Origin of the sequence: Bacteroides sp. AM32-11AC (genome assembly GCF_003603515.1) — a bacterium.
Classification (GTDB): domain Bacteria; phylum Bacteroidota; class Bacteroidia; order Bacteroidales; family Bacteroidaceae; genus Bacteroides; species Bacteroides uniformis.
Genome location: NZ_QTNH01000013.1, coordinates 1 through 13,479 on the forward strand (window position 1 = coordinate 1; position 13,479 = coordinate 13,479).

The 13,479-nt window shown below is 46.4% G+C and carries 14 protein-coding genes and 1 tRNA gene; 13 read left to right on the forward strand and 2 right to left on the reverse strand.

The features are described from left to right. The first annotated feature begins 351 nt into the window (after positions 1–351). The 7 genes from DW800_RS14485 (at position 352) to DW800_RS14515 (ending at position 6,456) form a co-directional block, all read left to right on the forward strand. Positions 352–798, forward strand: a complete 447-nt coding sequence (locus DW800_RS14485) for a hypothetical protein (protein ID WP_005828652.1) — start codon at positions 352–354, stop codon at positions 796–798. A gap of 199 nt (positions 799–997) precedes the next feature. Further along, a complete protein-coding gene (locus tag DW800_RS14490; protein WP_005828650.1) occupies positions 998–1,810 on the forward strand; it encodes a MotA/TolQ/ExbB proton channel family protein in 813 nt (270 codons plus the stop codon). A 93-nt stretch (positions 1,811–1,903) separates the two neighbouring features. Further along, positions 1,904–2,509: an ExbD/TolR family protein gene (locus tag DW800_RS14495; RefSeq protein WP_005828648.1), complete on the forward strand. Its 606-nt coding sequence runs from the start codon at positions 1,904–1,906 to the stop codon at positions 2,507–2,509. 39 nt (positions 2,510–2,548) lie between these two features. Then, positions 2,549–3,199: an ExbD/TolR family protein gene (locus DW800_RS14500; RefSeq protein ID WP_005828642.1), complete on the forward strand. Its 651-nt coding sequence runs from the start codon at positions 2,549–2,551 to the stop codon at positions 3,197–3,199. Between the two features lie 28 nt (positions 3,200–3,227). Beyond that, on the forward strand, positions 3,228–4,043 hold the full coding sequence (locus DW800_RS14505) for an energy transducer TonB (RefSeq protein WP_005828639.1): 816 nt from the start codon (positions 3,228–3,230) through the stop codon (positions 4,041–4,043). An 11-nt stretch (positions 4,044–4,054) separates the two neighbouring features. Then, positions 4,055–5,005 (forward strand): PstS family phosphate ABC transporter substrate-binding protein, encoded by a 951-nt coding sequence (locus DW800_RS14510; protein WP_005828635.1) that lies wholly within the window; start codon positions 4,055–4,057, stop codon positions 5,003–5,005. Between the two features lie 5 nt (positions 5,006–5,010). After that, the gene (locus DW800_RS14515) at positions 5,011–6,456 is read left to right on the forward strand and encodes a tetratricopeptide repeat protein (protein ID WP_117703578.1); all 1,446 of its coding nucleotides are present in this window, start codon (positions 5,011–5,013) and stop codon (positions 6,454–6,456) included. Positions 6,457–6,503: 47 nt separating this feature from the next. Here the strand turns inward: DW800_RS14515 and DW800_RS14520 are convergent, their stop codons facing one another. Beyond that, on the reverse strand, positions 6,504–7,427 hold the full coding sequence (locus DW800_RS14520) for a helix-turn-helix domain-containing protein (protein WP_008665930.1): 924 nt from the start codon (positions 7,425–7,427) through the stop codon (positions 6,504–6,506). A 246-nt stretch (positions 7,428–7,673) separates the two neighbouring features. Here DW800_RS14520 and DW800_RS14525 point away from each other — a divergent pair, with 246 nt between their 5' ends. The 5 genes from DW800_RS14525 to DW800_RS14545 are packed head-to-tail and all read left to right on the forward strand — an operon-like array spanning position 7,674 to position 11,935. Beyond that, positions 7,674–8,525 (forward strand): ATP-binding cassette domain-containing protein, encoded by an 852-nt coding sequence (locus DW800_RS14525; protein ID WP_005828621.1) that lies wholly within the window; start codon positions 7,674–7,676, stop codon positions 8,523–8,525. After that, entirely contained in the window at positions 8,525–9,355 is an 831-nt protein-coding gene (locus DW800_RS14530) for a hypothetical protein (protein WP_005834893.1), read from the forward strand. The genes DW800_RS14525 and DW800_RS14530 overlap by 1 nt, the downstream gene beginning before the upstream one ends. 2 nt (positions 9,356–9,357) lie before the next feature. Then, positions 9,358–9,726 (forward strand): GntR family transcriptional regulator, encoded by a 369-nt coding sequence (locus tag DW800_RS14535; RefSeq protein WP_005828614.1) that lies wholly within the window; start codon positions 9,358–9,360, stop codon positions 9,724–9,726. A gap of 12 nt (positions 9,727–9,738) precedes the next feature. Further along, positions 9,739–10,572, forward strand: coding sequence for a hypothetical protein (locus tag DW800_RS14540; RefSeq protein ID WP_044468186.1), 834 nt, complete (start codon positions 9,739–9,741; stop codon positions 10,570–10,572). 52 nt (positions 10,573–10,624) lie between these two features. After that, on the forward strand, positions 10,625–11,935 hold the full coding sequence (locus tag DW800_RS14545) for an anaerobic C4-dicarboxylate transporter family protein (protein WP_005834895.1): 1,311 nt from the start codon (positions 10,625–10,627) through the stop codon (positions 11,933–11,935). Between the two features lie 642 nt (positions 11,936–12,577). On the opposite strand, the gene DW800_RS14550 is transcribed toward DW800_RS14545, so the two are convergent. Beyond that, a tRNA-Met gene (locus DW800_RS14550) sits at positions 12,578–12,650 on the reverse strand. 238 nt (positions 12,651–12,888) lie between these two features. Between DW800_RS14550 and DW800_RS14555 the strand changes: the two genes are divergently transcribed. Next, the gene (locus DW800_RS14555; RefSeq protein WP_044469214.1) at positions 12,889–13,473 is read left to right on the forward strand and encodes a TetR/AcrR family transcriptional regulator; all 585 of its coding nucleotides are present in this window, start codon (positions 12,889–12,891) and stop codon (positions 13,471–13,473) included. Positions 13,474–13,479: the final 6 nt, after the last annotated feature.

The following is a 13,479-nucleotide window of genomic DNA, read 5'->3' on the forward strand; positions in this document are numbered from 1 at the left end:
CCGTGTCTGATAAGGATACGGAGGCTTTGTTCGTTTTATATACCTCTCCTCTAACATTCCGTTTCTACCGCTAATCACTATACCTTATTATATATAATTATTCATCATATATTCATCAGATTAATTCCCGAATTAAGGTGCTAAATGAATGATTAAAAACTTTTAAATCAGTATTTTATATCCTATTTCCACTTTCGTATTTCATATATTCTTCGTACCTTTACAGTGTATTAAAAGGTATAGTAAATCCTTTAATCAGTGAATAATTTAATCTTTTTACAAAAGAAAGTAACATAGCTGTAAAACAAATAAGAGAGACATCTGTTATTTATTGTAGAATCATTAGACGACATGAAAACAACTGTAAAGACATTCTGGATATGCATGCTACTGATGTTGACTTGCAGCATTAGCGGTAAAGCCATTGACCTGGTGCAGGTGGATGACAGAATGGCCGGAACTGCTGAAGTTTCCGCTTCTTTATCTTCATGTTCTTCTACTTCCGACAATAGTATTGACAAGAAGAATTCATTGTTCACGAATACCAAGTTCGCATGGACTACGGATGTCGAACTGGGAAACAAACCGGTTTCCGAAACTTACTCTTCTCATCAACAGCGTTTGCGCAGGGTGATTGAAGACAATCTTTTCCTCAGAAACATTCTTTTGATGTTATCCAACCACGAGAATCTACTCGTGCAAGGCCGCTCTAAATTATACTACTCAGATAAAGACCCGTACTATGCATTGACGGGCAGTGATTACTATATTTATACGCTTCGGCGGATTTTGATTTAGCCAACTTTTCTTCTTATTGATTTCCCCCTTTTTCTCCTTATTGTCTTGAAGAGACTGAAGGCAGGTGACCTTTAGTGTACATATATGTTAGTTAAGGTTGCAAGGATGATTACGCCCTATCGGTTCGTAAGCGGGAAGTCGTATCCCTATGCTTTATTTTCAAAACTCTATTTAAATACCAACAATTAAACTTTTCATCATGGAAACTACTCAAAAAAAAGCAGCCTCTTTTAAAGGCATCAGATCCGCCGGTTGGGTAATCGTAATCTGTTTTATCATCGCCGTGCTTATTTTTCACTTTGTGTTGGGAAATCCCTCCAACTTTATGAACAACGACCCGAACAACCATCCGTTGCCGGGTAACTTCCTCGGTACCATCTATAAAGGTGGATTCATTGTTCCTGTAATTCAAACGCTTTTGCTGACTGTCATCGCACTGAGTATTGAACGTTATATTGCCATTGGCGCTGCCTTTGGTAAGGGGTCATTGGTGAAATTCGTAGCTAACATCAAAGCAGCCTTGGCTGAAGGTGATATGAAGAAGGCACAACAAATCTGCGATTCACAACGTGGTTCTGTAGCCAATGTGGTAAATGCCACTTTGAAGAAGTATGCCGAGATGGAGAATGACACAGAGCTGTCCAAAGACCAGAAACTGCTTGCCATCCAGAAGGAATTGGAAGAAGCCACTGCGCTGGAACTGCCGATGATGGAGCAGAATCTTCCTATTATTGGTACCATCACGACTTTAGGTACATTGATGGGATTGCTTGGTACGGTTATCGGTATGATCCGTTCATTTGCCGCTCTTGCAGCCGGAGGTTCAGCCGACTCCATGGCTCTGTCGCAAGGTATTTCCGAGGCTTTGATTAATACTGCCTTCGGTATCTTGACCGGTGCATTGGCCGTTATCTCCTACAACTATTATACAAACAAGATTGACAAGTTGACTTACAGCCTCGATGAGGTTGGTTTCTCCATCGTGCAGACTTTTGCAGCTACCCATAAATAGTTGACTGCTGATAGTTGGAGCTGCGCTGTGACGTAGGCTTCTATTATCTATTCAACGAATGAATTCTCAATTTTAATTTTCAATGAAACGATTATGGGCAGAGCGAAAATAAAAAAGAAAAGTACGTTCATCGATATGACGGCGATGAGTGACGTAACTGTACTGCTGCTGACCTTCTTCATGCTGACTTCTACGTTCGTGAAGAAAGAGCCGGTACAAGTAACGACTCCCGCCTCTGTATCCGAGATTAAGATTCCGGAGACAAATGTACTCCAGATATTGGTCGATCCGAGCGGAAAAGTATTTATGAGTCTGGACAAGCAGTCCGACTTGCGCGAAGTGCTGGAAGCTATGGGGCAGGAGTATGGAGTGACTTTCACTCCGGAGGAAACTAAAAAATTCATGCTGGCGTCTACCTTTGGTGTGCCGATGAAGAGTATGAAGAAATACCTCGACTTGCCGCAAGACCAGCAAGATGCTGTATTGAAGAATGAGGGGATACCGACAGACAGTATTGACAATCAGTTCAAGGCCTGGGTACGCAACGCCCGTGCAGTGAACAGTGATTTGCGCATTGCCATCAAGGCAGATGCCAATACTCCTTATTCCGTAATAAAAAATGTGATGAACTCACTTCAGGACCTCAGAGAGAACCGGTACAACCTGATTACTTCTCTGAAGACCACAAGTGAGGAGTGACAAGCTACGAGTTACAAGTAGAACAAGAAAGGAAACATTATGGCTGAAATACAAGAAAGCGGCAACAAGAAAGGTGGAAAAAGCAAGCAGAAGAAAATGACTGTCAGGGTGGACTTTACACCTATGGTGGACATGAACATGTTGCTGATTACCTTCTTTATGCTTTGTACCTCACTGAGCAAACCTCAGACCATGGAGATAAGCATGCCGAGCAATGACAAGACCATCACCGAGGAGCAGCAGACCAAAGTCAAGGCTTCCCAAGCCATCACGCTGTTGCTGGGGGATGACAACAAGTTGTATTATTACGAAGGGGAACCTAACTACAAGGACTATACTTCACTGAAGGAAACTACCTATCAGGCGGATGGTCTGCGGGCAATGCTTCTGCAACGTAATAGAGTTGCTGTGAACGAGGTGAACAGACTGAAGCAGCAGAAACTGGATCTTAAGATATCAGAGGATGACTACCGGAAACAGCTTTCCGAGATAAAAAGCGGAAAGGATACGCCGACAGTCATCATCAAGGCTACCGATAAGTCTTCGTACAAGAATCTGATTGATGCTCTCGATGAAATGCAGATATGTAATATAGGTAAGTATGTGATAACGGATATTGCCGAAGCCGACGAGTTCTTGATGAAGAACTACGAAAGCAAGGGCGAATTGTCCCAGAACATTGCTGAATGATGTGTAACACCCAAAGAAAGGAAAGAATATGGCTAAAGTAGATTTAAGCTCCCAAGCATGGTGTGACCTCGTGTTCAGTGGTAAGAACAAAGCATATGGAGCCTATAAGATGCGTGAGACCTCTCCCAGACGGCACAACATTGCCGTGATACTGGTAATTGTAATTGCATTGATAGGTTTCAGTATCCCTACGCTGATAAAGATGGCTACCCCCAAACAGAAAGAGGTGATGACCGAAGTGACTACCCTTTCGCAGCTGGAAGAACCGGAAGTGAAGCAGGAAGAGATGAAGCGGATAGAGCCCGTGGCCCCACCGCCGCCTGCATTGAAAAGCTCCATTAAGTTTACCGCTCCCGTCATCAAAAAGGATGAGGAAGTGAGGGACGAGGATGAAATAAAAAGCCAGACAGAACTGACGGAAACGAAAGTTGCCATCTCCATTGCCGACGTGAAAGGTAATGACGAGGAACACGGCAAGGACATCGCCGACTTGAAACAAGTGGTGACGCAGGCCGAACCGGAACCTGAAAAAGTTTTCGATATGGTAGAGCAGATGCCCCAGTTCCCCGGTGGTCAGGCCGAGATGATGCAGTTCATCAGCAAGAATATGAAGTATCCGACCATTGCCCAGGAAAACGGTACGCAAGGGCGTGTAACCTGCCAGTTTGTGGTAGGTGCCGACGGCAAGGTGCGTGATGTGAAAGTGCTGAGAGGTGTAGACCCCTATCTGGATAAAGAAGCTGTCCGTGTGATTATGTCCATGCCCAAATGGATTCCCGGCAAGCAGAATGGTAAGGCCGTATCGGTGAAATATACGATACCGGTGATGTTTAGATTACAATAAGTGTGTGTGTTATGAAAACGGTGAAACAACTTCAGCTTTCAGGCTTGCTGGTGCTGCTGACTCTGCTGTCTGCCTGCCAAAGCAAGCCCAAGGACGGACAAACGGATACGTATACCTCCGGTGTGATTGCAATTGCTGCGGACGAAAGTTTCCAGCCTATTGTGCAGGAAGAAATTGACGTGTTCGAAGGACTGTTCCCCTTGGCAGGAATTGTGCCCCGTTATGTGACGGAAGTCGATGCCGTCAACCTCTTGCTCAAGGACAGTCTGCGGTTGGCAATAACCAGTCGCAGACTGACTCCCGAAGAGATGAATTCCTTCAATAGCCGGAAGTTTTTTCCGCAGGAGATAAAGATTGCTACGGACGGGCTGGCATTGATAACCCATCTTGGCAATCCGGATTCATTGATTAGTGTGAAGGACATCCGCCGCATCCTGACGGGTGATGCGAAGCAGTGGAAAGATATCTATCCGGCTTCCCGTTTGGGGGATATCAGTCTTGTGTTTGACAACAAGAACTCCAGTACCGTACGTTTTGCTGTCGATTCCATCTGTAAGGGTGTACCGCTTTCCAGTCAGTTGAAAGCGTTGAAAACCAATAGGGAGGTGATTGACTACGTGGCCCGCACGCCTGATGCCATCGGTATTATCGGCGTGAACTGGCTGAGCGACCGGAATGACAGTACGGGGCTCTCTTTCAGTAAAGAGGTGCGGCTGATGTCCGTCAGTGCTGCTGACAAGGCCATGCCGGACAACAGTTACAAACCCTATCAGGCGTATTTGTATTACGGTGATTATCCGTTGGCACGCAGCATCTATGCCTTGTTGAATGATCCGCGGAGCGCACTTCCGTGGGGATTTGCCTCTTTCCTCGCTTCCGACCGGGGACAGCGGATTATATTGAAGTCGGGATTGGTCCCCGCCACCCAACCGGTGCGCGTGGTGAACGTCAAGGATGAATAACTAAAATGAATGCTAACATGAAACGTAGATTTGTATTTTGTTTGGGAGCGATGCTGTTTGCAGGTACGCTCGCCGCACAAACGCCGGTGCCCGAATGGCAGGCGGGGGTGGATAAAGTAAAAAGTCTGATAAAGACGAATCCGGAGCAGGCTTCCGACGCAGCCGGAGAACTGCTGAAGGGCAAGAACAAGAAAAATGTGGAGCTTGTGACTTCCGTGGCCCGTGCCTATCTGGATGTAGGACAGCTGAAAGAGGCGGAAACCTATCTGGAGATGGCAAGAAAGGCCGACAACAAGGCTCCGGCAGTTTCTGTACTCGAGGGTGACATCGCTTTTGCCCGGAAAGATATCGGAAAGGCATGCCAGCTTTATGAGCAAGCCATCTATTTTGATTCGAATTATAAGGATGCGTATCTGAAATATGCGCAGGCATACAAGTCTGCCAGTCCTTCGCAGGCCATAGAGAAGCTGAACCAGCTGAAGGCCATAGCTCCGGATTGCCTGGAAGCAGACAAGGAGCTGGCGGAAGTGTATTACGCCACCAACCGTTTTGGCAAGGCTGCCGACACCTATGCCAAGTTCATCGATACTCCCGTGGCTACGGAAGATGACATCCTGAAATATGCTTTTGCACTATTCCTGAACCACGACTTCGAGAAATCCTTGGCGGTGGCGCAGAAAGGTTTGCAGAAGAATGCCCGCCATGCCGCATTCAACCGGCTTGTGATGTACAACAATGTCGACCTCAAGCGTTATGACGAGGCAGAGAAGGCTGCCGATGCTTTCTTCAATGCTTCGGATAATGCCGATTATTCATGCTTGGATTACCGCTATCACGGTGCTCTGTTGAGTGCTCTGAAGAAATATGACCAGGCCATTGAGGAATATGGTAGGGCATTGGAGAAGGATGAGAGTCAGGTGGATTTGTGGCGTGAGATTGCCGATGCTTATGAATTGAAAAACGACTATACCCAAGCCATTGCTGCTTATAAAAAGTACTATGACTCGCTGGCACAAGATAAAAAGACGTCCGAAAACTTATTCCAGTTAGGGCGTCTGTACTACGGAGAGGGTACGTCCTCGGACACTCTCTCCGTTCAGTCTGCCGACCGCATGGCGGCATTGCAGGCTGCCGACTCTGTGTTCGCACTTGTTGCCGAACAAGCTCCCGACAGTTATTTGGGAGATATGTGGCGCGCCCGCACACACTCTGCCATGGACCCCGAAACTACAGAGGGATTGGCGAAACCTTATTACGAGAAGGTGGTGGACGTACTGCTTGCCAAAAACGAACCGAGGTACAACTCTGCATTGATAGAGTGTTACAGTTATCTGGGCTACTACTATCTGTTGAAGAGTGACTATGCTACTTCGAAAGAGTACTGGAATAAAATTCTGGCTATCGACCCCACCAATGCCACAGCAAACAAGGCATTGGACGGCATCAAATAGCAATAATTTTAGTTGTTTGTCGTGTCGGGAGGAGTGGAGAGTGATTCTTAGCTCCTCCTTTTTTGTTGCAGGGTCCCCCTTGGAGGCAGTGATTGCTTGCGGTAGTCCGTGGGTGAAGTGCCTAAGTGTGTCTTCACATACTTCCCGAAAAAGGAGATGTTGGGGAAATCCTGATGCTCGGAAATCTCCTTGATAGACTTATTGGAATACTTCAGAAAATATTTGATGTCTTCGACCACATAATCGTTTATCCACTCGAAGGCTGTCTTTCCGCTGACCTTTTTGCAGACGGTGGAAAGATATTTGGGAGTAACACACAGCTTACCCGCATAATAGGAAATAGAACGTTTTTTCACCTCGGTGCAGGCCAGCAGGTCGAGGAATCTCTTGAATAGAATGTTGCTCCGCTTCACCATTTGGCTTTCGGGAGGGGTGCTCAACTGGTTTAAATCTGCCAGCAGCTCATACAGCATGGTGCGTATCAGCGACCTGATGACTTCTTTGTAGTAGGGCTGCTCCGCTTGTTTCATTCGGGCACGTATCACCTTATAGTATAAATCGAACAGTTGCACTCTGTCCTTGTCAATACGTACCACCGGATTCTGGCTGATATAGAAAGCCTTGTTCCATATGTCACTACTTTTATGAAGGTACTTCTGTGTAATCTGGGTCGACAGACAGAACATGGCGCCCTTGAAGTCGGAACTGGTTGTGCAGTTGCTCAGAATCATATTGGGCATACAAATCAGCATCTCACCGGGGTAGATAGCATATTTTTGGGTATTGATGTTTATCTGCAGTCTTCCTTTTACACAGACCACATAGATGTTTGCATTCAACTTGAAATACTTGTTGAAAAGCAAGTTCTTGAAATCTCCAAGTATAGCAATATCGTTGTCGGTATAGTCCGTACTTGTATATTCTGCTATATTGTATGTGTTAAGTTGGTAAATCTTTTCTTCGTTTTTCATATTCATGTCTTTAGCTCCTTTGCAAATGTAAAGCAAGTGGCAGGAAATATAGAGTCCTAAATGGATACAGAAGTGTCCTAATCTTCTTGCGTGTGAGGCTAATTTCGAACCAAAGAATAGAATTGTTCCTTTTTCTGAGCATTTTTTTTCTTGAAACGCTTGTCGTATTGAAAAGAATGTCTACTTTTGCGGTGTACTATTATACTAATACACATAAACAATAAGATATTTAATTCATCCAAGCGTATGTTACAAGTAGAAAACATTTCATTTAGTTATCGCAAGGGGCGGAAAGAAGTCCTGAGCGATTTTTCACTTTCGCTGGAAGCCGGCCGGGTTTACGGTCTGTTGGGTAAGAACGGAGCCGGCAAGTCTACGTTGCTCTATCTGATGAGCGGTTTGTTGGCTCCCAAACGTGGGAGAGTGATGTATCATGATACCGACATGCGCCGCCGGTTGCCCGTCACGTTGCAGGACATGTTTCTGGTACCCGAGGAGTTCGAGCTGCCTCCTATTTCCTTGGTCAGCTATATTGAACTGAACAGTAAGTTCTATCCCCGTTTCAGCAAGGAAGACATGGTGAAGTACCTGCATTTCTTCGAGATGGATATGGATGCTGATTTGGGAGCCTTGTCCATGGGGCAGAAAAAGAAAATCTTCATGAGCTTTGCGCTGGCCACCAATACTTCCCTGCTGCTGATGGATGAGCCTACCAATGGACTGGATATTCCGGGGAAGAGCCAGTTCCGTAAATTCCTGGCTTCGGGTATGTCGGACGACAAGACGATTGTTATCTCCACCCATCAGGTGCGTGACATTGACAAAGTACTGGACCATGTGCTGATTATGGACAACAGCCGCGTATTGCTGGACGAATCCACTGCCAGCATTTGCAGTAAGCTGTTCTTCTTGGAGAGTGACGACCGGGAGTTGGCTGCGACTGCCTTGTACACGCTTCCCTCCGTACAAGGCAATTTCTTGATGCTGCCCAATACGGAAGGTGAGGAATCGGAGATTAATCTTGAACTGCTGTTTGGCGCCGTGCTTGCAGAGCCTGGGAAGATAGCGGAAATGTTTCACACTAAAACAAATGAATAATGATACGCGATACCTTTTTTAGTTTGCATCGCTTTGTGAACGTATGCCGCAAAGAGATGGTGGAGAATTGGAAGACCTATATACTCCGCTCGGTGATGGTCTACGGAATGTTGGCCATAGTCTTTGTCTGGAATGGATACTATCAGTATCACAATCTGGAAGCGGGAGCTGTGGGCATGGACCCTATCTGGGAGTTTGAGTCCAGATTCTTTCTTTGGGGACTTGTCATTTGGGGATGCATTAGCGCCTCGTTTGCCATGGAAAGGATGAAAAGCAAGACGAGTCGTACCGTTGTGCTCATGACACCTGCCACCATGTTCGAGAAATTCTTTGCCCGCTGGCTGGTGGCTACCTGCGGCTTTATCTTGGTCTTTCTGATAGCTTTCAAGCTGGCGGACTTGACAAGAGTCGTCTTCTATCTTCTGGCCTACCCGGAGCTGCATGTCGTTCACTCCTTTCCGTTGTGGGAATTCTGCTGTAACACGAACCGTTTCTATGAGACGATAGGAAGCGGACCGGCTGTGGTGGGTATATTCCTGAGCTGCTACTTTTTCCTACAGTCTTTCTTCCTGCTGGGCAGTACGGTCTGGCCCAAAAATGCACTTATCAAGACTTTTGCGGCCGGTGTCTGCATCTTCGTTTCATATATCCTGATAGCTGTATTGTGTCTGAAGGCCATTCTGCCTAATAACTTCTTCATGACTGAGCCCTATATTGACAGGGAGGCATCGGGCGGCTGGCTGATTTTTATAACTTCGTTTTTCGCCCTTTTCAACTGGGTGCTTGCCTATTTCCGTTTCAAGGAGTCCGAAATCATTAATCGCTGGTAACTATGAACTTTAAGGAAAGCAAGGCCATCTACCTGCAAATAGCAGACCGCATTTGCGACGAGGTACTTCTCGGGCAATATCAGGAGGAAGAACGTATTCCTTCGGTACGGGAATATGCGGCTGTGGTAGAGGTCAACGCCAATACGGTGATGCGTTCGTACGACTACTTGCAGACGCAAGGAGTGATTTATAACAAGCGGGGTATCGGCTATTTTGTGTCGGTAGGTGCACGCAAGCTGATTCTCTCGTTGAGGAAAGAGTATTTTCTGAAGGAGGAAGTGGATTATTTCTTCAAGCAGATTTTCACGCTGGGCATCTCTGCCGAGGAGTTGTCCGGGATGTATCAGGAGTTTATCAAGAAACAAAAATAAAAGAAGACAGTTATGAAACGAACGACTTATATAATGATAGGAATGCTGGTTACCGGTGTGGCAATGGTATGCGGACTCATGTTCTATGTGGTGGACCGCAATGTCACTCAGAAAGATAATTTTATGGAAATCGGCGGAGAACGGAAAACGGTGCAGCTGCCCTCGTGCAGGGTGTTGAAGCTGGCACAGCCTCCGGTGGTGTGGAAACAGAAAAAAGAAGGTATTGTGGAGGCAGAGCGTATGTTCTCGTTCGGGGAAGTGCCGTTGGAGGTAACTGCCGGAGACTCTTTGCAGCAGGGCAGTTTCTCCTATGCAGGGGATATGGAGGCTTTTATGTCGATGACTTCCGTTGGCGATACCCTGCTCGTCACCTTTGACTTTCCGGAGGATAAGCTGGAACAGCATCTTCAGAATGACATTTGGATAAGGGTTCGTTCAGAAGGGATGGAATTGCGGTTGCCTGCGGAGGTACAAGCGGTTGTGGTAGATGTGGAGGATATGGAAACCAATTTCTACGGACTCCGTTGCGATACGCTCTCTTTCCGCACGCGATACCTTGCCCGGCTGGAAGATTGCCATGTCACTGCGCTTGCGGCGCAGGCGCAGAGCTTGCATCTCAACAGCGGCACAGTGCGCAACCTTTATCTGAATCTGGACGAGATAGCCGACTGGGATGTCAATACCGGTTCCTTCCATATCGATACGGAGCATCTGTCCGGCAGCCGCTATCATCGTTGTCTTTTGCAGAAGAATGAATGCCGCCGGGTGTTCTGGACACCGTTAAAGGATGATGCCTCTTTGAGTGTGGAGTTAAAACAAGCAGTTAAAATAGAAGTAGGTGAGTAGCCATAATACGAAATGACTTATCTTTGCACATGAATCAAAAAGTGTAGAGTATATGGCCTTGCAATTGGCATTCGTATTGGTAGCTATCATTATAGGCGCCCGCTTGGGCGGCATTGGACTAGGTGTAATGGGAGGGATAGGTCTGGCAATTCTGACGTTTGGTTTCGGATTGCAGCCTACATCACCTCCCATTGACGTTATGTTGATGATAGCCGCCGTCATTTCTGCCGCATCCTGCATGCAGGCGGCTGGCGGACTGGATTATATGGTAAAGCTGGCAGAACGGTTGTTGCGGAAGAATCCTTCGCAGGTCACCATCTTGAGCCCTATTGTGACCTATTTGTTTACTTTTGTTGCCGGCACGGGACATGTGGCATATTCGGTGCTTCCCGTGATTGCCGAGGTTGCCACGGAGACCAAGATTCGTCCCGAGAGGCCACTGGGCATTGCGGTGATTGCTTCGCAGCAGGCTATTACGGCAAGTCCCATTTCGGCTGCCACCGTCGCACTGCTTGGGTTGCTGGCGGGATTTGATGTCACCTTGTTTGATATTCTGAAAATAACGATTCCTGCTACCATTATCGGGGTACTTGTGGGCGCCTTGTTCTCCATGAAGGTGGGCAAGGAGCTGGCAGACGACCCGGAGTACAGAAAGAGGTTGACCGAAGGCTATCTTGATGTCAAGAAGGTGGAGATAAAGGATATACACAATAAACGGCATGCCGTCTTGTCCGTGCTTATCTTTATCCTTGCCACTGCTTTTATTGTGTTCTTTGGTTCGTTCGACAGTTTGCGTCCTGCCTTCGTGATAGACGGCGAGACGGTGAGACTCGGCATGTCCGCCATTATCGAAATCGTGATGCTCTCTGCCGCCGCCCTCATCTTGCTGCTGACTCGCACCGACGGCATGAAGGCAACGCAAGGCTCCGTCTTCCCGGCAGGCATGCAGGCGGTGATTGCCATATTCGGCATTGCCTGGATGGGAGATACTTTTCTTCAGGGAAACATGCTTCAGTTGACCCAGTCCATCGAGGGAGTGGTGAGGCAAATGCCGTGGCTGTTCGGGATAGCCTTGTTTGCCATGTCGATTCTGCTTTATAGCCAGGCCGCCACTGTGCGCGCACTGATGCCTTTGGGCATCGCTTTGGGCATTTCGCCTATGATACTGGTTGCTCTGTTCCCGGCCGTAAACGGTTACTTCTTTATTCCCAACTATCCCACCGTAGTAGCAGCCATTAATTTCGACCGTACCGGAACTACCCGTATCGGCAAGTATGTGCTGAACCACTCGTTCATGCTTCCCGGACTTGTTTCGACTGGCGTTGCCATCGGGCTGGGGTTGCTTTTCATCAGGATATTCTAAGGGAAACCGCTGCTTTCAATCCGTTGTATATAGGGCTTTGTTTACTTGTGTATAGGGGAGTGTTCCCTTTTACTCATTGCCTTATCAGCGCCTAATGGTCGTGCGGCGATCTGCTGACGGCTGTTAAGCGGGTTGTTGATGGCCGTTAGGCGATTGCATCATGGCCGTTGCATACTGTTGATTCCTTATGTCCGACGTAATAAATACCTTCATTCTCTGAATAAAGCACAGAGGAAAACAGTATTGAAGTCTTGGCTTTGTGTGGCTGTACGCATTTGTTCTGATTGCATTTGAAGGGGGAGGAGATGGAATTAATACCGTGTTTGCAGGATATTGATTTCGTCAGGTACGATATAAATAAGATGTGATGCAAGAAATTAATAACTTGTGTTACTACATGTTATCTTCTTGTGGTGTCAGTATTTCTGTTTGTGAAACGGTGTGGAAGCAAATTTTGCTTCCACACTTTTGAGTTGCTTCCACCGCATCTGTAATGCCGATGAATAAAGGGATGTGGAGAGGAGGTGGAAGTGTGGAAGCAATTTGCACAAACATTATTTGCGCAAACATTTTTTTCTGTCCTTGATGGGAATTAAAAAAAATGAGGATAAACGGCCTTTAAACCTTTTATCCTCATTGTAGTTGCGGAGATCCGACTCGAACGAATGACCTTTGGGTTATGAGCCCAACGAGCTACCAACTGCTCCACTCCGCGATGTTATTGTTTTGTGGGTGCAAAGGTACGGCTTTTTATTTAATATGCAAATAAAATGCATGATATTTTTGAGGTTAAGTGGATTTTAATGAGTAATATGTTGATAAATAGAACGATAATAAGCCTACTTTTTTTCTTCCTTTTTAGGGCTGTTCATTAATAAAATGAATGTTTTCTTGTAAGATATGCGGAAATGTCTTACTTTTGCTCAAATAATAAAGCAATGTGCAATTAATCTATGACCGTATCGAAGACAAAAGCTAAATTAGTGGACGTTGCCCGTCAGCTGTTTGCAAAGATGGGTGTTGAAAATACCACGATGAATGATATTGCCCTCGCTTCAAAGAAAGGTAGGAGAACGCTCTATACCTATTTTAAGAGCAAGGAAGATATCTACTTGGCTGTTGTCGAGTCGGAGCTGGATATTCTTTCGGATATGATGAAGCACGTGGTAGAGAAAGATATTCAGCCGGACGAGAAACTGATGGAAATGATTTACACTCATCTGGATGCGGTAAAAGAGGTTGTCTTTCGGAATGGTACTCTTCGTGCCAATTTCTTTCGGGATATTTGGAGAGTGGAGAAAGTGCGCAAACGTTTCGATGCTACAGAGACCCAGCTTTTCAAGGAGGTTCTGCGTGAAGGTATGGAGAAGGGTGTTTTCCAGATAGATGACTTGGATATGACTGCCGAGATTGTGCATTACAGTGTCAAAGGTATTGAAACACCTTATATTCGCGGTCATATAGGGGCCAATCTGGACGACGCGGTACGCGATGCCTACGTGACCCGTCTGGTACTTGGTGCATTGGGAAAGAAGTAAGATACA

Bases quoted from the DNA above. Each gene is read 5' to 3' on its own strand.
- DW800_RS14485 (WP_005828652.1), top strand. From the start codon at position 352: ATGAAAACAACTGTAAAGACATTCTGGATATGCATGCTACTGATGTTG.
- DW800_RS14490 (WP_005828650.1), top strand. From the start codon at position 998: ATGGAAACTACTCAAAAAAAAGCAGCCTCTTTTAAAGGCATCAGATCC.
- DW800_RS14495 (WP_005828648.1), top strand. From the start codon at position 1,904: ATGGGCAGAGCGAAAATAAAAAAGAAAAGTACGTTCATCGATATGACG.
- DW800_RS14500 (WP_005828642.1), top strand. From the start codon at position 2,549: ATGGCTGAAATACAAGAAAGCGGCAACAAGAAAGGTGGAAAAAGCAAG.
- DW800_RS14505 (WP_005828639.1), top strand. From the start codon at position 3,228: ATGGCTAAAGTAGATTTAAGCTCCCAAGCATGGTGTGACCTCGTGTTC.
- DW800_RS14510 (WP_005828635.1), top strand. From the start codon at position 4,055: ATGAAAACGGTGAAACAACTTCAGCTTTCAGGCTTGCTGGTGCTGCTG.
- DW800_RS14515 (WP_117703578.1), top strand. From the start codon at position 5,011: ATGAATGCTAACATGAAACGTAGATTTGTATTTTGTTTGGGAGCGATG.
- DW800_RS14520 (WP_008665930.1), bottom strand. From the start codon at position 7,427: ATGAAAAACGAAGAAAAGATTTACCAACTTAACACATACAATATAGCA.
- DW800_RS14525 (WP_005828621.1), top strand. From the start codon at position 7,674: ATGTTACAAGTAGAAAACATTTCATTTAGTTATCGCAAGGGGCGGAAA.
- DW800_RS14530 (WP_005834893.1), top strand. From the start codon at position 8,525: ATGATACGCGATACCTTTTTTAGTTTGCATCGCTTTGTGAACGTATGC.
- DW800_RS14535 (WP_005828614.1), top strand. From the start codon at position 9,358: ATGAACTTTAAGGAAAGCAAGGCCATCTACCTGCAAATAGCAGACCGC.
- DW800_RS14540 (WP_044468186.1), top strand. From the start codon at position 9,739: ATGAAACGAACGACTTATATAATGATAGGAATGCTGGTTACCGGTGTG.
- DW800_RS14545 (WP_005834895.1), top strand. From the start codon at position 10,625: ATGGCCTTGCAATTGGCATTCGTATTGGTAGCTATCATTATAGGCGCC.
- DW800_RS14555 (WP_044469214.1), top strand. From the start codon at position 12,889: ATGACCGTATCGAAGACAAAAGCTAAATTAGTGGACGTTGCCCGTCAG.